The following is a 26,815-nucleotide window of genomic DNA, read 5'->3' as shown; positions in this document are numbered from 1 at the left end:
ATGATGGTCGCCCCGCGTGACGTCGAGGACTCCATCGTCCGCATCACCCAGCTCGCCCGCGCCGCGGGCATCCACCTGGTGATCGCCACCCAGCGCCCCAGCGTGGACGTGGTCACCGGTCTGATCAAGGCCAACGTGCCCTCCCGGCTCGCCTTCGCCACCTCCAGCCTCGCCGACAGCCGCGTCATCCTGGACCAGCCGGGCGCCGAGAAGCTGGTCGGCCAGGGTGACGCGCTGTTCCTGCCGATGGGCGCGAGCAAGCCCATGCGGCTGCAGAACGCGTTCGTCTCGGAGAAGGAGATCGCGGAGGTCGTCGCGCACTGCAAGGCGCAGATGCAGGTCGAGTACCGCGAGGACGTGGCCGCGTCCGCGAGCGCCAAGAAGGAGATCGACGAGGAGATCGGCGACGACCTCGACCTGCTCGTCCAGGCGGCCGAGCTGATCGTGACCACCCAGTTCGGCTCGACCTCGATGCTCCAGCGCAAGCTGCGGGTCGGCTTCGCCAAGGCGGGACGCCTGATGGACCTGCTGGAGAGCAGGAACGTCGTCGGGCCGAGCGAGGGGTCGAAGGCGCGTGAGGTGATGGTCAAGCCCGACGAGCTTCCCGGCCTTCTGGCGGACCTGCGCGGCCAATGACGCCCCCGCCGTACGACGCGCATCCGATTACTGGTTGAATAGTACCCACTACGCAGCGTCGGGGGCTTTGGGGGCGTGCGGCATGAGCATTGGCAGCAGTTTGGCGGAGGCGCGCCGGTCGGCGGGACTGACCGTGGCGGAGCTGAGCGCGCACACGCGCATTCGCGAGGCGCTGATCCACGCGATCGAGCGGGACGACTTCTCCCAGTGTGGAGGGGACTTCTACGCCCGGGGTCACGTCAGGAACATCGCCAAGGCGGTCGGGCTCGATCCCGAGACCGTCGTGCACGAGTACGACGAGTCGCACGGCGGCGTGCCACTGCCGGTCAGGGCGGCCAGCGTGTTCCAGGCGGACACGCCCATCAAGATCCGGGAGAGCCGTTCGCCCAACTGGACGATGGCCATGGTGGTCGCGCTCGCCATCGTCGTGGTGTTCGCGGTCGTCAGGGCCATGGGCGGTGGGGGGGAGACCCCCACGGCGGACGTGCGTCCCGGCCTGCCGTCGCCTTCCGCGCCCCTCGGGGCGCCCGAGGGGCCGCGCAAACCGGCGTCGATGGCCGCGGGCAAGGTGAACGACCTGGTGATCCTTCAGGTCAAGGCGAAGCGCTCCTCCTGGCTCGATGTGAAGGACATGAACGGCAAAAAGCTCTTCTCGGGCACTTTGGAGGCCGGTAAAACCTCCGTGTGGCGGGCCGACAAGGGAATGAAGGTGACCTTCAGCGACGGGGGAGCCGTCTCGCTGCAGGTCAACGGGAAGAACCTCGGGACCCCCGGTCGCCGCGGGCAGGTCCTCAACCGTTTCTACGGGGTTCCGGCGTCCGAACCGAGATGAGCCGGCGAGGGCCCGGGAACGGGGGAGGTGCATCGGCGGTGGCCAACTCCCGATACCGTAGTGTTCACCATGTCATCCCGCCGAACCGCATCGCTGATCACGCTGGGCTGCGCGCGTAACGAGGTCGACTCCGAGGAGCTCGCCGCGCGTCTTGAGGCTGCCGGCTGGCAGGTGGGCGACGACGACCCCGATGTCATCGTCGTCAACACCTGCGGCTTCATCGACTCAGCGAAAAAGGACTCCATCGACACGCTGCTGGCCGCGGCCGACTCCGGGGCCAAGGTGGTCGCCGCGGGCTGCATGGCCGAGCGATACGGCGACCAGCTCGCCGAGGCCCTGCCCGAGGCGGCGGCCGTCATCTCCTTCGACGACTACACCCAGATCGGCACGCGCCTGGACGACGTGCTGGCGGGCAGGCCGCTCGTCCCGCACAGTCCGCGCGACCGCAGGACCCTGCTGCCGATCTCGCCGGTCGAGCGCGCCGCGGCCCCCAAGACCAACATCCCCGGCCACGGCGAGCTGCCCGAGGGCCTGGCTCCGGCCAGCGGCCCCCGGCCGCTGCGCAAGCGCCTGGGGGACGGCCCGGTCGCCTCGCTGAAGCTCGCCTCCGGCTGCGACCGGCGCTGCACGTTCTGCGCGATCCCGGCCTTCCGCGGCGCCTACGTCTCGCGCGAGCCCGCCGACCTTCTCGGCGAGGCCGCCTGGCTGGCCGGGCAGGGGGTCAAGGAGCTCGTGCTGGTCAGCGAGAACTCCACCTCCTACGGCAAGGACCTGGGCGACCTGCGGGCGCTGGAGAAGCTGCTGCCCTCCCTGGCCGAGGTCGAGGGCATCGAGCGGGTGCGGGTCAGCTACCTGCAGCCGGCCGAGCTCCGTCCGGGCCTGCTGGAGATGATCGCCTCGACCGAGGGGGTGGCCTCCTACTTCGACCTGTCCTTCCAGCACGCCAGTGGTTCGGTGCTGCGGCGGATGCGCCGCTTCGGCGACCCCCGGCGCTTCCTCGACCTGCTGGAGACGATCAGGGCCGGCGCTCCCGAGGCCGGTGTGCGCTCCAACTTCATCGTGGGCTTCCCCGGCGAGACGGAGGAGGAGTTCGGCGAGCTGGTCGCCTTCCTGGAGGAGGCCAGGCTCGACGTGATCGGCGTTTTCGGCTATTCCGACGAGGAGGGCACCGAGGCGGCGTCGCTTCCCGGGAAGCTGGACCAGGAGACCGTCGACGCCCGCGTGGCCGCGCTCACCGAGCTGGCCGAGGAGCTCATGGCCCAGCGGGCCGAGGAGCGGATCGGCACCGAGGTCGACGTCCTCATCGAGGAGGACCTCGGCGACGGCGGCTACGAGGGACGGGCGGCCCACCAGGGCCCCGAGGTCGACGGCTCCGTCACGGTCCAGGGCATCGGCCTGGTTCCCGGGCAGATCGTCAGGGCCGTCGTGGTCGACTCCGAAGGGGTCGACCTGATCGCCCGGATCAAGGCCGCCCCATGAGTGCGCCTCCGGGTCAGGAGAGCGTATGACCAACACGCCAGAGACCGGCACCGATCCGGCGTCGGCGACCACGCGCCCCACGGTGAGCGCGTGGAACATCGCCAACGTCGTGACGGTGATACGGCTGGCGTTGGTTCCTCTCTTCGCGGTCTGCCTGTTCGTGCCGGGTACCGGCTGGCGGGTCACCGCGCTGGTGGTCTTCCTGGTGGCCTCGCTCACCGACCTGCTCGACGGTGAGCTGGCCCGCCGCTACGGCCTGGTCACCGATTTCGGGAAGATCGCCGACCCGATCGCCGACAAGGCGCTGACCGGTGCGGCGCTGATCAGCCTGTCGGTCCTGGACGAGCTGCCGTGGTGGGTCACCGTCGTGATCCTCGGCAGGGAGGCGGGCGTCACCCTGCTGCGCTTCGCGGTCATCAGGCACGGCGTCATCCCCGCCAGTTACGGCGGCAAGGTCAAGACCGTCCTGCAGGTCACCGCGATCGTCTTCTTCATGTGGCCCGGGGTCCCGGTGCTGATCCGCTGGGCCGTCATGGGCTCCGCGGTCGTCGTGACGGTTGGGACCGGGCTCGACTACGTGATCCGCGCGGTCAAGCTGCGGCAGGTGGCGAAGCGGGCGCGGGCCCGATGAGCCACCGCCTGCTCGCCGCGACCAGCGTGCTCTCCCTGCTCGTCCGCCGGGGGGAGACGGTCTCGGTCGCCGAGTCGCTGACCGCCGGGCTGATCGGCGCGGCGCTCACCGGCCCCTCCGGGGCGTCGGCCGCCTTCGTCGGGGGGGTTCTGTCCTACGCGACCGAGCTGAAGCGGCACCTGCTGGGCGTTCCCGCCGACCTGCTGGAGCGCGAGGGGGCCGTGCACCCGGGGGTCGCCGCGGCGATGGCGACCGGGGTCCGCAGGCTCACGGGATCCACATACGGCCTGGCCGCGACCGGTGTGGCCGGTCCCAACCCCCAGGACGGCAAACCGGTGGGTACTGTGCATCTGGCTGTTAGCGGGCCCGATGGCCGGGTATGGCACCGAGACCTACATCTCTCTGGCACGCGTGAGGAAATTCGCCAATCGACAGTCAATGAGGCCATAGACCTGCTTTTAGGTGTGCTGGAGTCGAACTTGGGGGAACATTCCGGGTGATTACCGCGTTACGTCCCCAGCGAACATGCTCACCACGGTCTGCCGCACCGCTGGTGGATACAGGTACGGTGGAGCTGTGAGTGAGGTAAAGGTCAAGCGATGATGACGGCGAGGAGTATGTACGAAGGGTCGCGTTCGAAGAACGGGCGGCACGAACCGATCGCGCGGGGTGTCATGAAGACGCCCGCGCCGGGGAGGGAGCGACAGATGGTCCTGCTGCGTCAGCTGCTCGGTGACGTGCTGCGGCGGCTGCGGGTGCGGCAGAGCCGCACCTTGCGTGAGGTGTCCACACTGGCTCGTGTTTCCCTCGGATATCTGTCCGAGGTGGAGCGTGGCCAGAAGGAGGCGTCCTCGGAATTGCTCGCATCGATTTGCGGTGCTCTGGGGGTGCCGCTCTCACAGGTGCTGCGTGAGGTCTCCGACCAGTTCGCACTGGCCGAGCTTCAGCATGCCCCGGTGCTCGCGGGCGACGTCCCGGAGAGGGAGCGTCTGCCGATCGCCGAGACCGTGCCCGGCACCATTCCGGATTCCGTTTTCCCCGAGGTCAACGACATGGTAGCCGCCTAACCGGCCGCTCGCTCAGGCTGGCAGCGACGGTACCAGACGATCAGCCGCTCCTGTGGCCGTGTTCCCATCTCGCCACGACTGATCCGGCTCCCGCAGCGGAGGCAAGGCCGTCCCGCTCTGCCGTAGACCCACGTGTCCCGGCCCGGGGTCGTGTCGCCGGTCGTCACCCTGTTCGGGCGCTCGCCGTTGGCGCGCAGTAACCGCTGCGCGATTCCCACGATCCTTTCCAGGTCCTCGACCTCCTCCACTCGCCGCCACGGCCACGTTCCCGCGAGGAACAGCGTCTCGGCTCGGTAGACGGTGCCGATTCCCGCCACGTTGCGCTGGTCGAGCAGCGCCTCCCCGATCGTCGTCCCGGGGTGGGCCGCCAGCCGTCGCACGGCCTCCCGCTGATCCCAGTCGGTCCCGAGCAGGTCGGGTCCGAGGTGTCCGACGAGCCGTTCCTCCTCGCCGGTCGGGACCAGATCGACCATGCCGAGCCGTACTCCGGCCGCCTGCCACTCGGCGTTGGCCAGTAGCAGGCGGACGACGTCTCCCGGGGGAAGCCCGTGCCCGGCGGGTGCGATCCGCCGGCTTCCCTCCATCAGCAGATGGGTGTGCACGGTCAGGCCGCCGTCGATCCGGGTGAGCAGATGCTTGCCGCGTGAGACGGTCTCCAGCACGGCCCGGCCCCTCAGGTCGGCCGTGGCGTAGCGGGGCACCCGGAAGTCGGACCGGGTGAGGATCCGGCCGTCGAGCGCCCGGCCGAGTCGTCTCGCGGTGCGGTAGACGACGTCACCCTCGGGCATGGGGCGGGGTCAGTCCCACGCGGAGGGGTCGGCGGCGAGCTGGCGGACCCGCTCGGGCAGCGCGCCCGTGGCCACGCTGTCGAGCGTGACCTCCTCCAGGATCGCCCGCTCGCTGGCCCGCAGCGCGATCCAGACCTGCTGCAGCGCCTCGGCGGGCCCCCGGTAGCCGACGTGCTCGGGACGCTCGCCCCGCACGTTGGCCAGCGGGCCGTCCACGGCGCGGATCACGTCGGCCAGGGTGATCTCGGCGGCGGGGCGGGCCAGCACGTAGCCGCCCTCGGGGCCGCGCTGCCCCCTGACCAGGCCGGCCCGTCGCATCTGCAGGAGGATGTTCTCCAGGTACTTGGGCGGCATGTCCTGCTCTTTGGCCAGCTCACCCACCGTGGTAGGTCCGTCACCCGCGGCGGCGAGTTCGGCGGCGGCACGTAGGGCATAGTCGACACGAGCGGATAGACGCATGTAATCGATTATCCCGCCTGCTATTGACTGCTTACACGCGAGGTCCCGGAAAACCCGAAGTCGCGTCCGTGGCCGTGGGCGACGACAGGGGCGTCCAACCAGGCGTCGCCGGGCGCCGGGCGGTGGATCACGTAGCGGTGCGGTGCGACGGCGGAGGTGCGGCCCGGCAGCAGAGCCAGGCAGGCGGCATGGATCTCCTCCGGCGTCCCGGCGGTGACGTGGCAGGTCAGGAGGCCGTCGGCGTCGTGGATCACGCGGTGCGGCCGCCCGGCGACGGCCTCGCCGACCAGCCGGTCGACGGCCTCCAGATTCACCCAGCAGGCGTCGGTGTGGATCCAGCCGGAGCCATACCACATCGGCGTGATTCCGGTGACCTCCGGGACGTCCGCCAGCGGAATCGTCCGGTCGGCGGCCGCGATCAGCAGCTTGACGAGACCGGTTCCGAAGCTCTCCGCCTCGGTCCGTGACATGACCCGGGGGTCGATCCAGAACGTCAGGTCGACCTCGTCGTCGAGCCGGTTGGTCCACAGCGCCAGATGGGCGGGGAAGGAGGCCTCGGGCAGCCAGCGGCACTCGATGTCGCCGGACGGCGGTGCCTCCCGCTCGGCCAGCGCGACCCCGCTCATGTCGCTGAAGACGCAGTCGCGCGCGAAGTTGACCCCCCGCTGGGCGTTGACGCTCTCGATGAGCTCCCAGAGGGCGGTCGAGTCGAAGCGGCTGTGCTGGTATCCGGAGAGGGAGGCGGTGCGGAAGCGGCGGACCGTCTCGTCGAAGGTGGGGGCGTCGAGGTCGGTGGCGATCAGCGCGTCCTGGGCCAGCGGGCCGACGTAGTCGCGCAGCTCGGGCCGGATCCGGTTGCTCGTCAGCGAGGCGATCACGCAGGTCCGCTGGGCGGTCCGCGCACCGATCAGCGTCCCCAGCGCGGCGAGCGTGACGACGGACCGGCTGGCCCCGGTACGGCTCGCGACGGCGCCCAGCGCCTCGCCCGCCACAACGGAGCGGACCCTGAGCCGCGGGCGGAGCGCCTCGGGATCGGCGGCCTCGTCGACGGCGAACATCGACTGCGGTACCCGCGCGAGCTGGGTTCCCCAGTGCCGCAGGGCCGCCGCGGTGCGCAGCCGGGCGGGCGGGGCGCTCTCGGTGAGCGCCAGCTCCAGCGGCTGCGTGGGACACGGTTCGGGCAGGGGTTCGCCGCGGATCAGCCGCTCCCAGTCGCGCATGACGGTGGCCAGGCCGACCTCGTCCACCGAGGTGTGGGGCAGGACGAACAGCACCCGGCGTGGCATCTCTCCCTCGGTGACCACGGCGACCCGGATGGGGAGCTCGTTCTCCACGTCGAACCGGACGCCCTGTATCCGCAGCCCGATCTCCTCGGTGAACTCGTCCAGGCCCTGCTCGTCCAGGGGGCCCTCGGTGAGGTGCACCTCGATGGGCAGCGTGCCCGAGCCGGACACGATCTGGGTGCCGGAGCGGATCGTGGTCCTGAGGCTCTCGTGCCGGCACAGCAGCAGCCCGACCGCCTCGGCGACGGCGGTGAGGGTCGTGCCGCGGGGCAGGTGCCCGGTGTCACGGAAGTTCATGTGCAGCGGCGGGTCGCGGAGTACGCAACGCGCCATGTTCGCCTGCCCCATCGTGACGGGGCCCTGCCGGGCCGGCCGCCCCGAGTAGCGGGCTGTGATCTTGATGACGGTTTCCATGTCGAGACCTGCCTCGCACACGCCGCAAGAGGCTTACTGAAAAGAATCTTTACCATTCCGTTTCCCGGAGTGTTCCACGCGACGGCGGGGCGTCGCAAGCCCTGATTTCACGGCGATCCCGCGCTGTGAGGGTGAAGAGCACGAGGTCGGGGCAGGGCTGTGGAGAGGGGGGATGCGATGGAGGACGCCGTCCTGGCCTCCCGGCGGGCCGGTGCGGGGCTAAACTATCAGGAAGCTTTATTAATGAATAGAACCGCTATTCTTACCTGAATGTAAATGTGCGGGGAAACGGCGAACAAGAGAGCATGCGTATGGAGCGACGTCCTGGCGTGCCCAGGCTACTGCGGGAGATCAACGACAGGGCCGCCCTGGAGCTGTTGCTTGATTCGGGACCGCTGACGCGGGGCCAGATCGGGGAGCTCACCGGCCTTTCCAAGGTGACGGCGTCACAGACGCTCGCTCGCCTGGAGGAGCGCGGTCTGGTCGAGGTGGCCGGCGAACAGGCCGGCGGCAGAGGACCCAATGCCGCGCTTTATGGGATCATTCCCTCCTCCGCCTATGTGGCCGGTCTGGATGTCGGCCCGGAATTCGTCAGCACCGCCATCGCCGATATCCACGGGGAGATCGTGGCCGAGGTGATGGTCGCGCCGAACGGGCACGACGATCCGGTCGCCCTCGTGCACAGCGCCGTCGTCAAGGCGTGCCGTTCGGCCAAGGTCGCCCTCTCCAAGCTGCGGGCGGTCGTGATCGGTACCCCCGGTGTCGTCGATCCCCGGACCGGAGACGTGCGGTTCTCCTTCGACCTGCCCGGCTGGCACGAGGGCATCCACGAGGCGCTCGCCCGTGACCTGCGGCGCGACGTCAGGATCGAGAACGACGTGAACCTCGTCGCCGTCGCGGAGCGCGCCCGCGGCGCGGCGCGGGGCGCGGACGACTTCGTGCTGCTCTGGGTCGGCCGGGGCATCGGCCTCGGTGTCGTGCTCGGCGGCAGGCTGCACCGCGGCCTGTCCGGCAGCGCGGGCGAGATCGGCTACCTGCCGGTGCCCGGCGTACCGCTGGCCGAGGACATCCGCGCGGTGCCCGGACGGCTGCCCTCGCTCGCCGGTGGTCTGCAGTCGCTGGTCAGCGCCGAGGCCGTGACCGAGCTCGCCGGGACCTACGGGTTCGCGGGCGAGAACGCGGCCGAGTGCGTGGCGGCCGCCGTCCAGGCGGGGGAGCGGGGCGAACCGCTGCTGAACGAGATCGCCGCGCGGCTGGCGCTGGGCGTGGCGTCGGTGTGCGTCGTGCTCGACCCCGGGCTCGTGGTGCTCGCCGGAGAGGTCAACCAGGCGGGCGGAGACCTGCTCACCTCCAGGATCGAGGAGGCGGTCGCCCGGATCTGCCCGGTGCGCCCGCAGGTGGTGTCCAGTCAGGTGGCCGGAAACCCGGTATTGCGCGGGGCCGTTATCGCCGCGCTGGACCAGGCGCGTGAGGAGATCTTCGCCTCCTAATCCCAATGGAGCGGTCCCGTCATGTCCGTATAGCGGACGGTTCCGCCCGGTGTCCCGACAGCGCGGACGATCTTTCCCGGCACCCCTTGCGGGGCGGGGAAGATCGTCTATGCTGGCGCGGAAATGTCATGGAAATGACATCTTTCCGTGATCGGGAAGCGGGGGACACATGACGGCTGTTATCGCCGTGCTGCACGCCGAGGACGTCGCCCTCGAATTCGTATCCGTACTGAGGCGCCACGCCGATCAGGACGTCGTGGTCGTCATCGGTCAGCGGGGAGAGCGGGTGCTCCTTCCCGGGGGCCTGTCGCTGCGGGAACGCCTCGAACTGCTCGCGCCGTTCGTGCGGGCCGGGGGCAACACCGAGGCGCTGCCCGGACCGGAGCGGGTGGCGGCCTGGCTGGGCGGATCGCCCGCCGAGATCTGGACCCACTCTCCGGCCGACCACCGCATCCGCCGGGCCAGGTTCGGCTGGACCGTCTCCCGGGCGGTCGCGACCGTGGCCGTGACGTACTCGGTCGGCGACAACCTGTTCCTGCAGACGGTTCCCGGCGAGGCGGTCGCGCTCACCGGGGCCGAGGCCGAGGCCAAGACCGACTTCATCAACCGGCACGCCGGGGAGCTGCTGCGCAGCCGGGTGCCCGACCGGCTCGTCACCACGGACCGGGTGCCGGTGGTCGAGCGCTTCTTCACCGCGGACGCCGCCCGGGCGAACCGGCTGTACGCGCTCATCTCCAGCCTGGGCGCCGACGCGGCCGTGGCCGAGGACCCCTGGGAGTTCGGCCGGTCGGCCTACGAGGCCGACCGGCTGGACGCCACCGCGGCGTGGGTCGCCAGGCGGATCTCTCCCGGCGACGGGCCGATCGTGGAGGTCGGGGCCTGCGAGGGCGAGCTGACCCGCAGGCTGGCGGACAAGGGCTACGCGCTCCAGGCCACCGAGCCGAACGCCGCCTTCCGGGCCAGGCTGGCCGGACAGGCCCGACCGGCGCCGGTCGCTCCGGAGACCGGGAACGGGGCCGAGACCGGGAACGAGACCGGGAACGAGACCGGAAACGGGAACGGGGCGGAGATCGGGGACAGGGTCGGGAGCGGGGTCGGGAGCGGGGCCGCGGGTTCCGGTACGGCACCGCTGACCTCCCCCGGAGTCGAGATCTGCTCCGACAGCCTGGAGGAGCTGGCCGCCCACCGGGCCCGCCCGGCCGCGGCCTACCTGCTGATCGAGATGCTCTACTACGACCAGGACCTGACGCTCCTCGACGCCCTGCCGACCGATCTGATCCTCCTCGCGCTGGAGACCGGGCGGCTCAACGACCTGGTCTGGCCCTGGCTCCGGGAGCAGTCGACCTGGCACGTGGCCGAACGCGTCGAGCTGGCCCCGCCCACGCTGGAGTTCGTCTGCGACGGGCTGGCCTATCTGCGCAAGCGAGGCAGCCGCGGCCTCGTGCTGACCAGGAACTCCACGTGGGGCGAGAACGCCGCACCGACCGTGAACGGGGACATGTGATGAGCTGGCGCACGATCGTGGTCTCACCGCACTTCGACGACGCGGTCCTGTCCGTGGCCGGGTTGCTCGCCAGGAGCGAGGGGCCCGCGGTGATCGTCACGGTGCTGGGCGGCGCGGCGGGGGAGCAGCCGTCGGCCTGGGACCGGCTGTGCGGGTTCGTCTCCGCAGAGGAGACGGTGCGGGAACGGCGCGCCGAGGACGCCAGGGCGTGCGAGATCCTCGGCGTCGACCAGGTGGTGCTGGAGTATCCCGACGCCCCCGCCGCGACGCTGCGGCTGCGGGGACTGGAGGACTTCCTCAGCGAGCACGTCACACGGGAGACGCGTGTGCTGGTCCCGATGGGCATCGGCAACGCCGACCACGAGGCGGTCCGCGACCAGGCGCTGGACGTGCTGCGGAAGGTGGCCGTGACCGAGCCCTGGGTCTACGCCGACCTGCCCTACGCCTCGGTCGTCCGCGAGTGGGGAGGCGACTCGGCGGCGGAGGTCCTGGCCGCCAGGCCGCCGGTGCGGGCGCTCGCCGAACGGTGCCGGATCCGCCCCGAGGTGCGGATCCGGCTCCAGGAGGAGGAGTGGGCGCTCAAACGGCGTGCCGTGCTGGCCTACGCCTCCCAGCTCGCGCCGATCGCCTGCGACTACGGGGAGTTCGCCGCGCTGCCGGGGCCGCTTCAACACGAGCTGGTGTGGGTTGTCGAGGAGTGAGCGGAGTACGCCTAGGCGGGGGCGGGGGTCATGGCGTGGCCGGCCAGTAGTTCGGCCACGGCCTGGCCGGACACGGTCGTCGCGCCGTGGGTGGTGATGTGCGTGCCGCCGGGCGTCGCGGGGCCGGGCAGGCCCATCTCCACCACGACCGCGTCGGGCCTGCGCTCCAGCAGGGCGCCGAGCCGGGCCGAGACCCAGGCGTGCCGGTGGGCGTCCCGCACCACGATCACCAGCGGGCGCCCGTCCACCGGGGCGGGGAGCGGGTCGTCGGCGCCGAGCCGTACCGCCTCGGTGCCGGGGAGCAGCGCGGCCAGCGGCGCGGCGACGCCCCAGGGGGTGACCCGGTCGATGGCGATGTTGGTCTCGGAGACGAACTCGATCACCTGGGGCGCCGAGGCCAGCGGAAGTCCGTCGCCGTGGATCCGCAGCGCCCGCCTGGCCGCCGCGAGCCCCGAGGAGTCGAGACCGGGCAGGTTCGTCGCCCACGTCACCTGGCGCTGCTCGGCCGACCACGCGGCCAGGCGGCGCACCCGGGCGGCGGCGTCGGCCAGCCGCTCCTCGGGCAGCGTCCCGTCGAGCACGGCGGCCATGATGGCGTTGCGCATGAACCCGACCACGCCCGCGCCCTTGCGCTCGCCGCCCACGCAGATCGCGTCCGCCCCGGCGGCCAGGGCGCGCACGGCCGCGCCGGTCACGCCGTACCGCTCGGAGACCGAGGGCATCTCCACGGCGTCGGTCACGATCAGCCCGTCGAAGCCGAGTTCCTCGCGCAGGAGGCCGACCAGGAGGCGGGCGCTCATCGTGGCGGGGGAGTCGGGGTCGTAGGCGGGGACGAGCAGGTGACCGGTCATCACCGCCCGGACCCCGGCCTCGATGGCCGCGCGGTACGGCGGAAGCGTGGTCGCGGCGAGCTCCTCGGCGGAGTAGGAGACCGTCGGCAGGTCGTTGTGGGAGTCGACGGCGGTGGCGCCGTGGCCGGGGAAGTGCTTGGCGCAGGCGGCGACCCCGGCGGACTGCAGGCCGGTGACCCACGCGGCGGCGTGCCGGGCGACCAGCCAGGGGTCGGAGCCGAAGGCGCGGGTGCCGACGACGGGATTGTCCAGGTCGGAGTTGACGTCGATCACGGGGGCGTAGTTGAGGGTGATGCCCGCCCGCGCCATGTCCGCCCCGATCCCGCGCGCCACCCGCTCGGTCAGCTCGGGATCGTCGACCGCGCCGAGCGCGAGGTTGCCGGGGCGGGAACTGCCGGTGAGCGCCTCCAGGCGGGTGACGTCCCCGCCCTCCTCGTCGGTGGCGATCACCACGTCGGGGTTCTCTGCCCGCAGGGCGGCGGTCAGCGCCCTGATCTGCGCGTTGTCCACGAGATTCCGGGAGTAGAGCGCGACGCCGCCGAGCCCCTCCGCGAGCCGTCTGCGCAGCCAGTCGGGCACCTCGGTCCCCACGAACCCCGGTTGCAGCACGGCGTCGGCAAGCCCGGCCAGCTCGGGGCTCGCGCCACTCAGGCCCCCGCGAACGCTCATCAAATGCCTCCAGCTCGGTCACCATCTGTCGCTTGTTTCAGACGTACCACATGTGTAGCATTCGGGTTGCGTAAATAGACAGTAAACTTTACTAATAAATTGTGTCGGGGCGTTTCACGCCCCCTGTCGCCTGCCCGAAGAGAAGTCACCCACGAGGGAGACGGACAGGATGTCGCACACCTTTTTCGCCCGGCGGGGGATCCCGCTGGTGCTCCACCTCAACGGTCCCCTCGACGTTCCGGCGCTGCTGCGCGCCTGTGACGCCGTCGCCGACCGGCACCCCGTACTCGGCCCGGTCCGGGTGGACAGGGTCGAGTCGTGCCCCGAGCGCTACGCGGGGGTCGCCGAGGAGGAGGTCGCCCGTCCCTTCGACCTGGAGCACGGCCCGCTCGCCCGGTTCACGCTGGTCACGCTGGGCCGGGACCGCAACAGGCTGATCTTCGCGGCGCACGGCAGGGTGTTCGACGCGTGCTCCAAGGACGTCCTGATCCGCGACCTGGCCGACGCGTACTTCTCGCGCGCCGCGCTGCCCGCGCCCGCCGTGCCGTACGGCGAGCACCACCGGCCCCCCACCGGCACCGGCGAAGGCGGCGGCGACGGAACCGGGGACGGTGGGGCACGGGCGTTCTGGCGGGAGCGGGGGAACGCCGTCCCCGGGCTCGTCCTGCCCGGCCTGCGTGCCACCTTCCACGGCTTCGGCCCCGGGGGGTTCGTCGAGACGGTGCTCGCCGGAGCCGAGTTCGAGGCGTTCGCGACCGCCGCGACGACCCTCGGCGCGACCAGGTTCGAGCTGCTCGTGGCCGTGGTCGGCGTGCTGCTGCGCGGATACGGCAGCACCGGCTCGCCGCTCGCCCTCGCCCTCGGCACCCGCACGGACCTGACCAGGGACCACATCGGGTCGTTCGTCGCCGAGGTGCCGTTCGCCGCCTGCCCCGGCTCCGACGAGACCTTCCCCGTCTATCTGCGCACGGTCAGGACCGAGCTTCGCGAGCTGTACCGGTACCGGCACGTGCCACCCGAGACCACCGGCCGTCCCGTCGTTCTCGGCTACCGCAGGAGGGCGGCGGTGCCGTACTTCCCCGGGGTCCGCGCCGGGGTGGAGTGGACGGTCTTCAACGGCGCCGCCCGCGGCGTGCTGCACCTCGAGGCCGTGGACGGGGACGGGAGTCTCACCCTCGGCCTCCGCTTCAGCCCCCTCGCCATCGGCCACGACGACGTGGTCCTCGTGGCGGGACACCTGCGCACCCTGCTGCGCGCGATCGCAGCCGAGCCCCGCGCGAAGGTCGCCGACCTGTTCGCGCGGGTCCCCAACTTCCCATACGAGGAGCCCCCAGTGAGCGAACTGTTCTCTCCGGCCCCCGCCCAGATCCCGGATCCCGGCCAGGGGCCGGAGCACCTGGAGTGGACGGACCAGGAGGGCCAGGTGATCGCGCAGGTGCGTGAGATCTGGCAGGAGGTCCTCCGCGTCGACGACATCAAACCCGACGAGGACCTCTACGACCTCGGCGGCCACTCGCTGACCATCACGCAGATCATCGCCAGGGCCCGGCGCAGGCTCGGCGTCGAGGTCTCCCTCGACGTCTTCTTCGACAATCCCACCATCGCCGGCATGGCCGAGGAGGTCACGCGGCTGCGTGGAGAGCACACGTGAGCGCGCTCTCCCCCGCGCAGGAGCGCCTGTGGTTCCTCGACCGGCTCACCCCGGGAGACGGGGCGTACAACATGGTCGTCTGCGAGCGGCTGACCGGCCCGCTCGACGCCGGTGCCCTGGAACGGGCGCTGAGCGAGATCGTGGCCAGGCACGAGGCGCTGCGTACCGTTTTCCCCGAGGTCGCGGGTGCCCCGGTGGCCAAGGTCCTCGACCCCGGGCCCGTGGTGATCGAGCACCTCGATCCGGCCGCCGAGCGGCTCGACGAGCTCGTCGCCGAGCGGAGCAACCGGGCCTTCGACCTGGCGGCCGGGCCCCTGCTGCGCGCGACCCTGCTGCGCACCGGGCCGGACCAGTACGTCTTCCTGCTGGTCGTGCACCACATCGCCGGGGACGCCTGGTCGATCGAGCAGATCCTGTTCACCGAACTGGCCGCGCTGTACACCGCCTTCGCCTCCGGACGTGCCTCGCCGCTCCCGCCGCCCGCGCGGCAGTACGGCGACCACGTGCGCGGGCAGCGGGAACGAGCGGCCGACGTCGCGGGCCCGGCGAGGGAGCTCGACGGCGTACCGGTGCTGGAACTGCCGACCGACCGGCCGCGGCCCGCCGTACGGACGTCCGACGGCGACCTGGTGATCCACCGCGTCCCCTTCGACCTGTGGTGGCGGGTCACCGAGCTGGCCAGGGCCCGGCGGTGTACCCCGTTCATGGTGATCCTGGCCGCCTACCAGGTCCTGCTGTCCCGCCACAGCGGGCAGGAGGACTTCTGCGTCGGCACCCCCGTCGCCGGGCGCGACGACGAGGAGTTCGAGTCGGTCTTCGGCATCTTCGTCAACACCCTGGCGCTCCGCGCCGACCTCGGTGGCGACCCGACCTTCGACGAACTGCTCAAACGGGTACGGCGGCGCGCCTTCACCATGTACGCCCACGCCGCCGTGCCGTTCGAGCGGGTGGTCGGCGAGCTGCGGATCGACAGGGACCCGGCCAGGACCCCGCTGTTCCAGACGATGCTGGCGCTGGGCAACCCCGAGGCCGGATCGCTCGAACTGGCGGGCCTGCGCACCGAGCCCGTGGTCTCCGGCCTGATCTCGGCCAAGTTCGACCTGTCGCTGAACGTGGTCGTCTACCCCACGCACCTGCAGCTCATGTTCGACTACAGCACGGCCCTGTTCGACCGGCCGACCGTGGAGCGGATGGCGGCCCGGTTCGAGACGCTGCTCGGGTCGGTCGTCGCAGACCCGGGCCGACGCCTGTCCGAGCTGGAGATCCTGCCCGAGGCCGAGCGCGCGGCCGTGCTCGGCGAACCCCCCGAGGACCTCGCCTGGGAGTCGGGGGCACTGCTCCTGGACCACTTGGTCGCCCGGCAGGCGGCCCGCACGCCGGACGCCCCGGCCGTCGTCACCCCCGGCGCGGTGCTCACCTACGGCGAGCTCGACCGGGCCGCGACCGCCGTCGCCACCCGGCTGCGCCTGCTGCTGGCGGGGCTGCGGGCGCGGTCACCGCGCCCGGAGAACGGCTCCCGGACGGACGCGCGGGTCGCGCTCGCGCTGGCCACGGGCCCCGAGGCGATCGTGGCGCTGCTGGGCGTCCTGAAGGCGGGCGCGGCCTACGTGCCGCTGGATCCGGCGCAGCCCGCCGAACGGCTGGCCTACCTGCTGGCCGACTCCGGCGCGGCCGTGGCGATCGCCGAGGAGGCCGCCTTCGCCGGATTCACCGGGCCGATCGTGACGCGCGCCGACCTCGCCCGCTGGTCGGCGGAGCCGGTGGCGGTCCCCGGGGCCGCCGTCAGGCACCCCGACCACGCCGCCTACGTGATCTACACCTCCGGCTCCACCGGACGGCCCGAGGGGGTCGTGGTCGGTCACCGGACCCTGGCCCACCTGGCCAGGTCCTTCCGGGACCTGCACGGGTTCGGCCCGGGGGAGCGGGTGCTCACGGTCTCGCCGCTCGGCTTCGACGCCTCGGCGGGAGACGTCTTCCCCGCGCTGATCAGCGGCGCCGCCCTGGTGCTGCACCCCGAGCCCGCCTCGCTGACCGGACCGGCGCTCGTGGACCTGTGCGCCAGGCAGTCGATCACCATGGTCGGCACCGCCTCCGCGCTGTGGCAGCAGTGGGTCGCGGACCTGGAGGCGGCGGGCACCCGGGTCCGCGGGCCGCTCACCACGATGATGGTGGGCGGCGAGAACGTCCCGGTCGAGCACCTGCGGACCTGGGCCCGGCTCACCGGGGGGCGGGTGGCCCTCCACAACCACTACGGCCCGACGGAGGCGACCGTCTGCGCCGCCTCCTACCGCTCGGTCGACGGCGCCGAACTGGGCGCCGAACTGGGCACCGGGCCGGAGACGGCCGCCCACCTGCCGATCGGGCCCGCGCTCCCGCACACCCGCGTCTACGTGCTCGACCGCCACGGCAACCCGGCCCCGACGGGCGTGCCCGGCGAGGTGCACATCGGCGGCGAGTGCCTGGCCCACGGCTATCTGGGCCGCCCCGGGCGGACCGCCGAGCGCTTCCTGCCCGACCCGTTCTCGCCGCGCGCCGGCGCCAGGATGTACGCCACCGGAGACCTGGCCAGGCGGCGGCCCGACGGGAACCTGGAGTTCCTCGGCCGGACCGACCGGCAGGTGAGGATCCACGGCAACCGGATCGAGCCCGCCGAGGTCGAGGCGGCCTGCCTGACCCACCCCGGGATCCGCGAGGCCGTCGTCGTCGCCGACGACCGGCGCCTCGTCGCCTACCTCGTCGGCGGGCCGCTCACCACCGCCGGGCTGCGCGCCTTCCTGGCGGACAGGCTTCCCGGCCACATGATCCCCGGGATGGCCGTCATGCTCGACGCGCTGCCGCTCACCCTGCACGGCGAGGTCGACCTCCGGGCGCTGCCCGCGCCCACAGTGCTCACAGCGGACGCCGGGGCCGCGCCGTACGAGCCGCCGCGGGAGGGCGTCGAGCGGGCACTCGCCGACATCTGGGCCGGGGTCCTCGGCACGGCCCCGGGGCGCGGGGACAACTTCTTCGCCCTGGGCGGCCACTCGCTGCTGATGCCGCAGGTCGTCACCAGGATCGCCGCCGATCTGGGGGTCACGGTCCCGATGGCCGAGGTCTTCGCCGCGACGGACCTGGCCGAGCTGGCCGAGCTGGTCGGCGGCAGGCCCGTCGAGGCCCTCGACCTGCGCGCCGAGGCCGTCCTGCCCGACGACATCGCCTGCACCGGCGCGCCCGTTCCCCAGGGGCCGCCGGAGCGGGTGCTGCTCACCGGCGCGACCGGCTTCCTCGGCGCCCACCTGCTGGCCGAGCTGCTCTACACCACGGACGCGACCGTCCACTGCCTGGTCAGGGGAGACGAGCCCGCCGACCGGCTGCGCGCCAACCTCGAACGGTACGGCCTGTGGGACGACTGGTTCGCCTGGCGGATCGTCCCCGAGGCCGGGGAGCTCGGCGCCCCCTGGCTGGGCCTGCCGGACGGGCGCTTCGCCGAACTGGCCGACTCGGTCGACCTCATCGTGCACAGCGGGGCCCTGGCCGACCTCGCGCTGCCGTACCGGCGGCTGCGGGCGGTCAACGTGGACGGCGTCCTGGAGATCCTGCGGCTGGCGTCCGGCGGGCGGATCACCACCCCGGTCCACCTGGTCTCCACCCTCGGCGTGTATCTGACCCCCGGCGAGCGCACGGTCAGGGAGGGGGACCCGCTGCCCGACCCGGACCTGCTCCACCTCGGCCACGACCAGAGCAAATGGGTCGCCGACCGGCTGGCCGACGCGGCCCGCGGTACCGGGCTGCCGGTCGCGATCCACCGCCCCGCCAGGATCTCCGCCGACAGCCGCACGGGCCGGGCGCTGCCGGGCGACTTCCTCGGCAGACTCGTCGAGACCTGCGCGCGCCTGGGCTCCGTGCCCGACGGGGAGCGGCTCGACATGGCGCCGGTCGACCACGTGGCCTCGGCGATCGTCCACCTGGCGGTGAGCGGCGCCGTCGGCGACTTCCACCACCACAACCCCCGGGCGCTGCGCTCCGCCGTACTGGCCCAGGGCCTTGGCGAGCACGGCTTCCCGGTACGGCTCACGCCGGGCGACGAGTGGCGCAGGCTGGTCCGCGACCGCATCGCCGTCGGCGACGACCTGCCGATCGCCGTCTACCCGGCCTTCATCGCCGAGTACGGCACGCAGCCCGGGCCGTCCTTCGACTGCTCGGCCACCGAGGAGACGCTCGCCCGCGCGGGGCTGGTCTGCCCGCCGGCCGACGCCGAGCTGCTCGGCCGCTACCTCGGCCACTACGTCGGCGCGGGCGTGCTCGCCGGAGGCGGCCGTGCGTGACGGCACCGCACCTCACGACACCTCACGACGCCGCACCTCACGACGCCGCACGGGCCGCGCAAGGAGACAGCGATGCCGCTCTATCTCGACCCTGAGGAACTCCGCTACCAGGCGCCCGGACCGCATCTCGACCTGATCGGGGCGATGGCGTTCCGCGCGGCCGGGGCCGCCCAGCGGCTGGGCATCTTCAAGACCCTCCTGGAGGGGCCGCTGCCCGTGGCCGAGCTGGCGGCCAGGACGGACACCCACGCGGGGACGCTGCCCGTGCTGCTGGACGCGCTCGTCTCCCTCGGCTATCTCAACCGGGCGCCGGGTCAGGTCTACGCCAACAGCCCCATGACGGCGGGCTCGCTGGATCCGCGCACCCCCTGGAGCTACGCCCCCGCGCTGTCCTTCTGGCAGGACCTGCTGGGCGAGCTCTGGGACGGCCTGGAGGAGTCCGTCAGGACCGGCAGGCCCCGGACCGACTTCCACGCGTGGCTGGAGAGCCGGCCGAGGGCGCTGCGCGACTTCCAGACCATGCTGAACGGGATCGCCGCGGGCCTGGCCCCGGTCATCGCCGAGACCGCGCCGGACCCGGGAGAGCGGCTGCTCGACGTCGGCGGCGGCCACGCCCGCCACAGCGTCGCCTTCTGCCAGGTCCACTCCCGGCTCACCGCGACGATCGTGGACCTGCCCGCGGGGCTGGAGGACGGCCGGGCCAGGATCGAGGAGGCCGGGCTGGCCGGGCGCGTCACCACGATCCCCGGCGACGTGACCGTGGCCGACCTCGGCACCGGCTACGACACGGCGCTGCTGTTCAACCTCTGCCACGGGTTCGACGAGCCGGGCAACCGCGCGCTGCTCGCCAGGGTCGCCGCCGCGCTGCGGCCCGGCGGCACGGTACTGGTCCTGGAGACGTTCGCCGACCTGCCCGAGGAGACGTCCCCGGTGGCCGAGGCGTTCCTGCGGGCCTTCAGCCTCAACCTCTCCGTCACCCGGGGCGGCCGTCTGCACGGCTTCGCCGACGTGGCCGGCTGGCTGACCGACGCCGGGTTCGGCCGGATCGAGCGGCGACGCCTCGGCGGCCCCGACGAACTGCTCATCGCCCGGCTCCCGCAGGGGGAGGAGCGGTGACGCGCCGGATCCTGACCGCCGGGGCCGAGGCCGAGGGCGGTCCCCCGGATTCCCTGGATTCCTCGACCGCCCGGTGACCGGGGCCGTCCCACGGCTCTCCCTGACCGCGGCGGCCAGCGGTACGGAGTTGCGGATCAGGTGTCTGCGGCCCAGGGGGGAAGAGGACACGCCGAAGCACCTGCAGGGCGCGTTCGCCCCGCGTCGCACACTCAGCTCGATGACCGCGCAGAACGCGGCCAGGAGCCCCGCGGCGAGACCGAAACCCGCGGTCCTGGTGGCGGGGAACGCCAGCGACGGCGGGACGAGACCCTCCGCCGTGACGACCAGCGTGGCCGCGGCCTTCGCCCATGCCCCGGGCAGTGGCCGCAGCCGCACGAGAGAGCCGGTGAAGGCGGCGAAGGCCGCCCCGCTCCTCAGCTTGCCCGCCGCCGAGACACCGAACACCACCGCCAGGAGCGCGCCACAGGCGAGGACGACGTACGGCACGCCGACTAGCAGAGCCCGCAGCCGTAGTCCATGTTCGGGCCGCCCGGCGGGCGGCAGATCTTGCCGCGGCGGGAGGCCGCGCCACAGGATTGACATCCTCTCCGCTAAAGGACGGAGACTCCCGTCCGCCGCGCGTGCGGCTTCGGGTGGGTTACCGCTTCGCCGCGCGGTGCCGGGACGGGTCCCGGTCCTACCCGCGCTCCACGGTCGTTTAGCCTGTCCGCCTGCCCGGCGGCCAGGATGTTGATCGCCGCGTTGACGTCCCGGTCGTGGACGGCCCCGCACGGGCAGGTCCACGACCGGATGTTCAGCGGCATCGACGCGGCGACGGTCCCGCACGCCGAGCACAGTTTCGACGACGGCAACCACCGGTCGATCCTGGCGAAGTGCCTGCCGTACCTCGCGGCCTTGTACTCCAGCATCGCCGTGAACTGCGACCAGCCCGCGTCGTGCACCGAGTTCGCCAGGCGGGTACGGCTCAGACCGGACACGCACAGGTTCTCCACGTAGATCGCTTGGTTGTCGCGGATCAACGCGGTGGACTGTTTGTGTGCCCAGTCGCGGCGCGCGTCGGTCACCCGGGCGTGCGCCCGGGCGACCCTGACGACGGCCTTCTTCCTATTCGCCGAACCCTTCTCCTTGCGGCTCAATGCTCGCTGCGCCTTGCGGAGCCTCTTGGCCGCGCGGCGCAGAAAACGCGGATTGCCGATCTTCCGGCCGTCGGACAGCACCGCGAAGTGCGTCAGCCCCAGGTCGATGCCGGCCTCGCCGACCACCTCGGACAGCGGCTCGTCTGAGGTCTCGACCACGAACGACGCGAAGTACCGGCCGGAGGCGTCCTTGACCACCGTCACCGAGGACGGATCCGACGGCAGCGAACGCGACCAGCGCACCGCCACGTCCCCGATCTTCGGCAGGCGCAGCCTCCCGCCCGCCGTGATCGCAAACCGGGCGTTCCTCGTGAACCGGATCGCCTGCCGGTTGTCCTTGCGGGAGCGGAACCGGGGTGGGGCGACCTTCACCCCCTTGCGCCTGCCGGAGACCGAGGCGAAGAAGTTCCTGAACGCGGCGTTCAGGTCGGCGAGCGCCTGCTGCAGCACCACCGCCGATACCTCGCCGAGCCACGCCCGCTCGGGCGTCTGCTTCGCCCGCGTGATGACCTGCTTGGACAGGTCCCCATCCGAGATGTACGGCAACTCCTGCTCACGGGCCTCCCGCCTCATGCGCAGCCCGTCGTTGAAAACCACCCGCGCGCACCCGAACGCCCTGGCCAGCGCTTGACGCTGACCCGGTGTCGGGTAGAGACGGAAGTTGTACCGCAACTGCACACCATGACCCTAGCTTTGCGTGATGGCTGCATTACGGAGACGTCAAAACCGGTGGACATGATGCTTTTGCCCTGCATGCCCGTTTGGTCTTCGTGACGACGTTCCGGCATCGGGTATTCACCGGACCTCACCTGGATTCGCGGGATCGGTGGGCGGCGCTTCGATCGTGGAGCCGTTCCCGCGCCAGGAGGCTGACCCGGCGTTCCGTCTCCGCGCTCAGATAGCGGTCGAGGTGGAGGAAGACGGCGCCGAGCAGGCCCGTCCCCGCGAGGCCCGCCGCGTCACATTCCCCGCCGCGCCCCGTGCCGGGGCGTCCGCGTCAGAGCGGGCTCCGGCGCTCCGCACTCCTCGGGCGCAGCCGGGCGCGGGCCAGGCCGAGCGCGTCGCCGACCTCGCCGAACACCCGCTCCGCCGCGGCCGTGTCGTCCAGGGCGAGCAGGGCGTAGCCCTCCAGGCGCCGGAAACCCGACCTGCGGGCGGCGGCCAGGGCGTGGCCCGCGTGGCGCGCGGCCGCCTCCGCGTCGCCGAGCACCTGGTGGGTGGCGGCGATGTCGAGGTGCGACTGGGCGATGTCGTAGTGGAGCCCCTTGGCCAGTGCCAGCTCCAGCGCCCGTTCGTGGAGCCTGAGCGCCCTGGCCGGGGAGTCGCCCCTGGCGGCCGCGCCCAGCGCGTTGGTGGCCGACGTCTCCGTCTTGCCGTCGCCGATCACACGTGCCAGTTCCCTGGCGCGCGTGGCCAGGGCACGGGCGGTTCCGGGGTCCTCCAGGTCGTTGTGGACGGCGGCCAGGCAGAAAAGGGTGTCGGCGGCGCCGAAATCGCTCTTGAGCGACTCGAACAGCTCCAGGGCGCGGTTCAGCCGGGACTGGGCCTGCTGCAGGTCTCCGGTGTGGTGGGCGACCACGCCGAGGTTGTTCAGGGCGATGGCCTCGCCCAGGGCGGAGGAGCGCTCGCGTTCGCGGTTCAGCGCCTCGCCGAGCTGCTCGGCCGCCTCCCCCAGGTTGCCCAGGCAGATGTTGGCCAGGCCCAGGTTGCCGAGGTTGGCGATCACTCCCCGGTACAGGCCGAGCCTCCGGTTGGACTCCAGGGCGCGCAGGTAGTACTCGGCGGCCTCCCGGGGCTCGCCGCGGGTGAGGTGCAGCGTGCCCAGCCTGCCCAGCGTCGCGGCCTCCGACTCGACCCATCCCGCTCTCCCGGACAGTTCGAGCGCCGTCCTGTGGTGCTCCAGGGCGCCCGCTCCGTCGCCGAGGACCGCGCGGGCCTCGCCGAGGCTGCCGTGCATCGCGGCCTGCGCTGCGTGGTCGCCCGCCGCCTCCGCCGCGGCGAGGGCCGCCGCGGCGTGCCGTATCCAGCCCGCCGACTGCCTGCGCAGGTACCAGTAGGCGCGCAGCGCGTCGATGAGCAGCCACCGCGTCCGGTCCCCGGTCGCGTCGGCCAGGGCGACGACGTTGGGCAGCTCGGCCTCCAGCCAGCCGAGCGCCGCGGCCTCGGAGTCGAACGACGGCGGCGGTGACGGGGGGTCGTAGGGGAGGTAGACCAGCTGGGGGCAGATCAGCTTCGCCGCCGCCCGCGTGTGGCGGACGTACCACAGGGCCAGCCGCCGGCGCGCCTGCCGCCGCTCGGTCTCCGGATCCTCCTCGGTGAACCGCTCCAGGGCGTAGAGCCGCAGGAGGTCGTGCAGGGCGAAGCGGTCGCCCTCGCCGCCGTGGACGAGATGGGCCCTGCGCAGCGTCCGCAGCAGCGGCTCGATCTCCTCCGGGCTCGTCCCCGCCATGGCGGCGGCCGCCGCGGGCGTGAAGTCGGGACCCGGGATCGCGCCGAGGTTGCGCAGCAGCCGCCTGGCCTCGTACGGCAGGCGCCGGTACGACGCCTCGAACGTCGAGCGGATGGCGTGACGCCGGTCGATGTCGCCGTCGAGCGCGCTGAGCCGGTCTCCGCCCCCCAGCTTCTCCAGATAGGCCGGGACGCTGAGACCGGGCTCGCTCACGAGCTGTGTGGCGGCGAGTCTGAGCGCCAGCGGGAGGTGGCCGCAGAACTCCGCCAGCCCCTCGCAGCGCGCGCCGGTGATCCTCTCCAGGAGCTCGTCCGCCTCCTGTCCGGGCATGACGTCCACCGTCACGCGCCTGACCCCGTCCATGACCAGGGCGTCGAGCCGGTCCCGGCTGGTGATCAGGGCGCAGGAGGGGAGCGGGGGGAGAAGGGGACGGACCTGGGGGCCGTCGAAGGCGTTGTCCAGCAGCACCAGCATCCGGCGTCCGGACAGCAGGCTCCGGTAGAGGGCGGAGGCCTCCTCGGTGGACAGGGGGACCTGGTCGGCGGGCACGCCGAGCGAGCGCAGGAACCGGGCCAGGGCGTCGAGCGGGTGCAGGGGGCGGGTCGAGGGGGTGAAGCCGCGCAGGTCGACGTAGAGCTGGCCGTCGGGGAAGCGGTCGGCGGCGCGGTTGGCCCAGTGTGTGGCCAGGGCCGTCTTGCCGACCCCGCCGGTTCCGGTGAGGGCGCAGAAGACCGAGGTGAGCTCCCTGGCGGCGGGGGTGGAGAAGAGGTCGTCCAGGGCGTGGAGATAGGCGGTGCGGCCCACGAAGTCGGCGACTCCGGCGGGGATCTGGCGGGGGCTCGGCACCGCGCGCGGTTCGCCGGAGGCGGCCCGGGGGGTCAGGAGCAGGCCGGGGTCCTCGCGGAGGATGCGTTCGTACAGGGCGCGCAGCTCCGGGTTGGGGGGCATCCCCAGCTCCTCGTCGAGGATCCCGCGCGCGCTCTGGTAGGCGTTGACGGCCTCGGCGGTGCGTCCGCAGCGGTGGAGGGCGAGCATCAGCAGCGCCCACGCCGGTTCCCTGAAGGGGTTCCGGCCGGTGAACTCCCGCAGCCCGGCGACCAGCTCCTCGTGCTCTCCCAGGGCGAGCCTGGCGGTCACCGAGTCCTCGTAGGCGGAAAGGCGCAGCTCCTCCAGCCTGCTGCGGTCCGGCCACAGCCACTGGGGGAGGGGGTGCCCGTCGAGCAGGTCCCCGCGCCACAGCGCCAGCGCGTCGGTCAGGTGGCCGGTGGCCTCCCCGAACCGCGCCGCGGCGAGCGCCTGCCGTCCCCGGGTCACCAGCTTGCCGAACACGGCCGCGTCGTAGCCGTTCTCCTCGACGGTGAGCAGGTAGCCGTTGCCGTTCAGGCAGACGATTCCGCCGAGGAGCCTGCGGAGCTCGGAGACGTAGGACTGCAGGTTCGCGCGGGCCGAGGCGGGCCTGCGCTCCTCCCAGAGCGCCTCCAGGAGCTCGTCGGCGGGCACGAGGGTGTTGGCGCGCAGCAGGAGGATCGACAGGAGGGTGCGCGTCTTACGACGTCTCGGGACGAGAAGCCGTCCCGAGACGTCGCGGATCTCCAGCGGACCAAGTACACGGAATTCGACCACGGAGATGTCCCCCGGCGGTTGTCTCTCGAGGCCGGGGTCCGCGGCGTCCACGGTGCCCGCGGTCCGGCCGATGGTTCAGGAGTTCAGGATCTTGAGAAACGCGGGGCGCCGGCTCGGGTGATCCCGAAGGGGTGCCGCCGGGGGATCACGTGGTCACGGGAGCCGCCGTCCGTCTCGCGGGGCGCCGCCTTACCGGACGGCACGCCCGCACGGCGGGCTCGGGAGGCCGGGACCGCGCCCTCTCAGATGCTCAGCAGCTCGGCGGCGGCCTGGGCGTTGGCGCGGGCCGCGCCGTACGTCGCCAGGTAGGTCGCCGCGTCGGGGCGCCAGATCGGCAGGCCCATCTCCACGACCGTGGCGTCCGGCCGGGTGGCCAGCAGCGCGGAGACCACCGCCTGGCTGGTCTGGTAGCGGTGGGCGTCCTTGACCACGACGATCAGGGAACGGCCGATGGCACGCTCCAGGATGTTCGGCACGTCCGCGTCCTCCGGCTTGACCCGGACGACCTCCGCCTGCGGCATCAGGGGGGAGAAGCCCCACGGCACGTCGCCGACCGCGATGGTCGGCGGGGTCTCCATCTCGACCACCAGCGGGTCGACCAGCGGGGACGCCGAGCCGGTGAGGGTGACCGCGCGGCGGGCCGCGGTCAGGCCGATCACGCTCTTCTCCGCCTGTCCCGTCCCGGGCGTGCCGAACCAGGCGCGCAGGCGGGCCACGCGCTCGGCCGCCTCCTCCAGCCTGGCGGCGGGCAGCCGTCCCTCGTGGACCGCGGCGACGATCCCGGCGATGATGTGGCGGACGTCCTTCTCGGTCGGTATCGGGCCCAGGCAGAGCAGGTCGGCCCCGGCGGCGAGCGAGAGCACCGCGCCACCGGCCAGGCCGACGCTCTCGGTGATGGCGTGCATGTCGAGGGCGTCGGTGATGACCACGCCGTCGTAGCCCAGCTCGCCCCGGAGCAGGTGGGTCAGGGCGGCGTCGGACAGCGTGGCGGGGGCCGCGCCGGTCAGCACGGGAACCCGGACGTGCGCGGTCATGATGGACTTGGTCCCGGCCTCGATCGCGGCGCGGAAGGGCACCAGCTCGCGTTCGCGCAGCAGCTCGAAGGAGGCGTCGACGAGCGGGATCTCCAGGTGGGAGTCCTGCCGGGTGGCGCCGTGGCCGGGGAAGTGCTTGACGCAGGCGGCCACACAGGCCGACTGGAGACCGTGGACCGCCGCGACGGTGTGCCGCGCGACCAGCGCGGTGTCCGACCCGAACGAACGGGTGCCGATCACGGGGTTGTCGTCCGCGGTGTTGACGTCGGCCGACGGCGCCATGTCCAGGTTGACGCCGCAGGAGGCCAGTTCGTCGCCGATGGACCGGTAGACGCGCTGGGTCAGTTCGACGTCGTCGACCGCGCCGAGGGCGGCGTTGCCCGGGTAGGGGCTGCCCACGTGGTAGGCGAGACGAGTGACGTCGCCCCCCTCCTCGTCCAGTGAGACGACCGGGTCACCGGCCTCGCGCAGGCGGGAGGTGAGCGCCGAGAGCTGGCCGGGATCGGCGACGTTGAAGCCGAACAGGGTGACACCGCCGAGACCGTTCTCCAGGTCGTGGAGAACCCAGTCGGGAGCGGTGGTGCCCTTGAATGCGACGAGCAGCGTGCCGGCCGCGAGACGACGCAGCTCCGGATCTCCGGAGGCTGCGATGAGCTCAGACATGGCGGTAGATGCTCCTTACCTGAGGTTGGGGGTGT

19 protein-coding genes and 1 pseudogene are annotated in these 26,815 nt (G+C 72.4%); 12 read left to right on the top strand and 8 right to left on the bottom strand.

Annotated features, from left to right (window positions below):
• The 6 genes from AB0N02_RS15865 to AB0N02_RS15840 form a co-directional block, all read left to right on the top strand.
• On the top strand, positions 1–636 hold a 636-nt coding region (locus AB0N02_RS15865), incomplete at its 5' end, for a DNA translocase FtsK (RefSeq protein ID WP_363946369.1).
• A gap of 82 nt (positions 637–718) precedes the next feature.
• On the top strand, positions 719–1,468 hold the full coding sequence (locus tag AB0N02_RS15860; protein WP_363946367.1) for a RodZ domain-containing protein: 750 nt from the start codon (positions 719–721) through the stop codon (positions 1,466–1,468).
• A 69-nt stretch (positions 1,469–1,537) separates the two neighbouring features.
• Positions 1,538–2,947: a 30S ribosomal protein S12 methylthiotransferase RimO gene (gene rimO / locus AB0N02_RS15855; protein WP_363946365.1), complete on the top strand. Its 1,410-nt coding sequence runs from the start codon at positions 1,538–1,540 to the stop codon at positions 2,945–2,947.
• A gap of 25 nt (positions 2,948–2,972) precedes the next feature.
• Positions 2,973–3,578: a CDP-diacylglycerol--glycerol-3-phosphate 3-phosphatidyltransferase gene (pgsA, locus tag AB0N02_RS15850; protein WP_363946363.1), complete on the top strand. Its 606-nt coding sequence runs from the start codon at positions 2,973–2,975 to the stop codon at positions 3,576–3,578.
• On the top strand, positions 3,575–4,078 hold the full coding sequence (locus tag AB0N02_RS15845) for a nicotinamide-nucleotide amidohydrolase family protein (RefSeq protein ID WP_363946361.1): 504 nt from the start codon (positions 3,575–3,577) through the stop codon (positions 4,076–4,078). The genes pgsA and AB0N02_RS15845 overlap by 4 nt, the downstream gene beginning before the upstream one ends.
• Positions 4,079–4,285: 207 nt before the next feature.
• The gene (locus AB0N02_RS15840) at positions 4,286–4,645 is read left to right on the top strand and encodes a helix-turn-helix transcriptional regulator (protein ID WP_363946359.1); all 360 of its coding nucleotides are present in this window, start codon (positions 4,286–4,288) and stop codon (positions 4,643–4,645) included.
• On the opposite strand, the gene AB0N02_RS15835 is transcribed toward AB0N02_RS15840, so the two are convergent.
• The 3 genes from AB0N02_RS15835 to AB0N02_RS15825 are packed head-to-tail and all read right to left on the bottom strand — an operon-like array spanning position 4,642 to position 7,589.
• Entirely contained in the window at positions 4,642–5,433 is a 792-nt protein-coding gene (locus AB0N02_RS15835) for a DNA-formamidopyrimidine glycosylase family protein (RefSeq protein ID WP_363946357.1), read from the bottom strand. The two genes, AB0N02_RS15840 and AB0N02_RS15835, sit on opposite strands and share 4 nt — an antisense overlap.
• A 9-nt stretch (positions 5,434–5,442) precedes the next feature.
• Positions 5,443–5,892: an Rrf2 family transcriptional regulator gene (locus AB0N02_RS15830; RefSeq protein WP_363946355.1), complete on the bottom strand. Its 450-nt coding sequence runs from the start codon at positions 5,890–5,892 to the stop codon at positions 5,443–5,445.
• Between the two features lie 20 nt (positions 5,893–5,912).
• Entirely contained in the window at positions 5,913–7,589 is a 1,677-nt protein-coding gene (locus tag AB0N02_RS15825; RefSeq protein WP_363946354.1) for a condensation domain-containing protein, read from the bottom strand.
• A gap of 311 nt (positions 7,590–7,900) precedes the next feature.
• Between AB0N02_RS15825 and AB0N02_RS15820 the strand changes: the two genes are divergently transcribed.
• From AB0N02_RS15820 to AB0N02_RS15810, 3 genes are all read left to right on the top strand, one after another.
• Positions 7,901–9,079 (top strand): ROK family transcriptional regulator, encoded by a 1,179-nt coding sequence (locus AB0N02_RS15820; protein WP_363946353.1) that lies wholly within the window; start codon positions 7,901–7,903, stop codon positions 9,077–9,079.
• A 169-nt stretch (positions 9,080–9,248) separates the two neighbouring features.
• Complete coding sequence (locus AB0N02_RS15815; RefSeq protein ID WP_363946351.1) at positions 9,249–10,583, top strand: hypothetical protein; 1,335 nt, start codon at positions 9,249–9,251, stop codon at positions 10,581–10,583.
• Positions 10,583–11,284: a PIG-L family deacetylase gene (locus tag AB0N02_RS15810; protein WP_363946350.1), complete on the top strand. Its 702-nt coding sequence runs from the start codon at positions 10,583–10,585 to the stop codon at positions 11,282–11,284. Before AB0N02_RS15815 ends, AB0N02_RS15810 begins: the two co-directional genes overlap by 1 nt.
• A gap of 11 nt (positions 11,285–11,295) precedes the next feature.
• On the opposite strand, the gene AB0N02_RS15805 is transcribed toward AB0N02_RS15810, so the two are convergent.
• The gene (locus AB0N02_RS15805) at positions 11,296–12,804 is read right to left on the bottom strand and encodes a glycoside hydrolase family 3 N-terminal domain-containing protein (protein WP_363946349.1); all 1,509 of its coding nucleotides are present in this window, start codon (positions 12,802–12,804) and stop codon (positions 11,296–11,298) included.
• 169 nt (positions 12,805–12,973) lie between these two features.
• Between AB0N02_RS15805 and AB0N02_RS15800 the strand changes: the two genes are divergently transcribed.
• The 3 genes from AB0N02_RS15800 to AB0N02_RS15790 all read left to right on the top strand — a co-directional run bounded on the left by AB0N02_RS15800 (position 12,974) and on the right by AB0N02_RS15790 (position 19,875).
• Positions 12,974–14,455: a phosphopantetheine-binding protein gene (locus AB0N02_RS15800; protein ID WP_363946347.1), complete on the top strand. Its 1,482-nt coding sequence runs from the start codon at positions 12,974–12,976 to the stop codon at positions 14,453–14,455.
• Positions 14,452–18,759 (top strand): amino acid adenylation domain-containing protein, encoded by a 4,308-nt coding sequence (locus AB0N02_RS15795; RefSeq protein ID WP_363946346.1) that lies wholly within the window; start codon positions 14,452–14,454, stop codon positions 18,757–18,759. Before AB0N02_RS15800 ends, AB0N02_RS15795 begins: the two co-directional genes overlap by 4 nt.
• A 72-nt stretch (positions 18,760–18,831) precedes the next feature.
• Complete coding sequence (locus tag AB0N02_RS15790) at positions 18,832–19,875, top strand: methyltransferase (protein WP_363946344.1); 1,044 nt, start codon at positions 18,832–18,834, stop codon at positions 19,873–19,875.
• A 114-nt stretch (positions 19,876–19,989) separates the two neighbouring features.
• Here the strand turns inward: AB0N02_RS15790 and AB0N02_RS15785 are convergent.
• The 4 genes and pseudogenes from AB0N02_RS15785 to AB0N02_RS15770 form a co-directional block, all read right to left on the bottom strand.
• Positions 19,990–20,457: pseudogene (locus AB0N02_RS15785) on the bottom strand (MauE/DoxX family redox-associated membrane protein); the annotation flags it as partial.
• 8 nt (positions 20,458–20,465) lie between these two features.
• Entirely contained in the window at positions 20,466–21,689 is a 1,224-nt protein-coding gene (locus tag AB0N02_RS15780; protein WP_363946342.1) for a transposase, read from the bottom strand.
• A gap of 319 nt (positions 21,690–22,008) precedes the next feature.
• On the bottom strand, positions 22,009–25,083 hold the full coding sequence (locus AB0N02_RS15775) for a BTAD domain-containing putative transcriptional regulator (RefSeq protein WP_363946340.1): 3,075 nt from the start codon (positions 25,081–25,083) through the stop codon (positions 22,009–22,011).
• Between the two features lie 242 nt (positions 25,084–25,325).
• Positions 25,326–26,780 (bottom strand): glycoside hydrolase family 3 N-terminal domain-containing protein, encoded by a 1,455-nt coding sequence (locus tag AB0N02_RS15770; protein WP_363946339.1) that lies wholly within the window; start codon positions 26,778–26,780, stop codon positions 25,326–25,328.
• Between the last annotated feature and the right edge of the window lie 35 nt (positions 26,781–26,815).

This window comes from Streptosporangium sp. NPDC051022 (assembly GCF_040683035.1).
Taxonomy (GTDB): domain Bacteria; phylum Actinomycetota; class Actinomycetes; order Streptosporangiales; family Streptosporangiaceae; genus Streptosporangium.
Note: the sequence above shows the minus strand (reverse complement) of the source record. Positions and strands in the feature narration are given on the sequence as shown.

Coding starts and splice junctions, on each gene's coding strand:
- AB0N02_RS15800 (WP_363946347.1), top strand. CDS start 12,974: ATGTCGCACACCTTTTTCGCCCGGCGGGGGATCCCGCTGGTGCTCCAC.
- AB0N02_RS15820 (WP_363946353.1), top strand. CDS start 7,901: ATGGAGCGACGTCCTGGCGTGCCCAGGCTACTGCGGGAGATCAACGAC.
- AB0N02_RS15805 (WP_363946349.1), bottom strand. CDS start 12,804: ATGAGCGTTCGCGGGGGCCTGAGTGGCGCGAGCCCCGAGCTGGCCGGG.
- AB0N02_RS15860 (WP_363946367.1), top strand. CDS start 719: ATGAGCATTGGCAGCAGTTTGGCGGAGGCGCGCCGGTCGGCGGGACTG.
- AB0N02_RS15815 (WP_363946351.1), top strand. CDS start 9,249: ATGACGGCTGTTATCGCCGTGCTGCACGCCGAGGACGTCGCCCTCGAA.
- AB0N02_RS15790 (WP_363946344.1), top strand. CDS start 18,832: ATGCCGCTCTATCTCGACCCTGAGGAACTCCGCTACCAGGCGCCCGGA.
- AB0N02_RS15840 (WP_363946359.1), top strand. CDS start 4,286: ATGGTCCTGCTGCGTCAGCTGCTCGGTGACGTGCTGCGGCGGCTGCGG.
- pgsA (WP_363946363.1), top strand. CDS start 2,973: ATGACCAACACGCCAGAGACCGGCACCGATCCGGCGTCGGCGACCACG.
- AB0N02_RS15770 (WP_363946339.1), bottom strand. CDS start 26,780: ATGTCTGAGCTCATCGCAGCCTCCGGAGATCCGGAGCTGCGTCGTCTC.
- AB0N02_RS15825 (WP_363946354.1), bottom strand. CDS start 7,589: ATGGAAACCGTCATCAAGATCACAGCCCGCTACTCGGGGCGGCCGGCC.
- AB0N02_RS15830 (WP_363946355.1), bottom strand. CDS start 5,892: ATGCGTCTATCCGCTCGTGTCGACTATGCCCTACGTGCCGCCGCCGAA.
- AB0N02_RS15810 (WP_363946350.1), top strand. CDS start 10,583: ATGAGCTGGCGCACGATCGTGGTCTCACCGCACTTCGACGACGCGGTC.
- AB0N02_RS15835 (WP_363946357.1), bottom strand. CDS start 5,433: ATGCCCGAGGGTGACGTCGTCTACCGCACCGCGAGACGACTCGGCCGG.
- AB0N02_RS15845 (WP_363946361.1), top strand. CDS start 3,575: ATGAGCCACCGCCTGCTCGCCGCGACCAGCGTGCTCTCCCTGCTCGTC.
- rimO (WP_363946365.1), top strand. CDS start 1,538: ATGTCATCCCGCCGAACCGCATCGCTGATCACGCTGGGCTGCGCGCGT.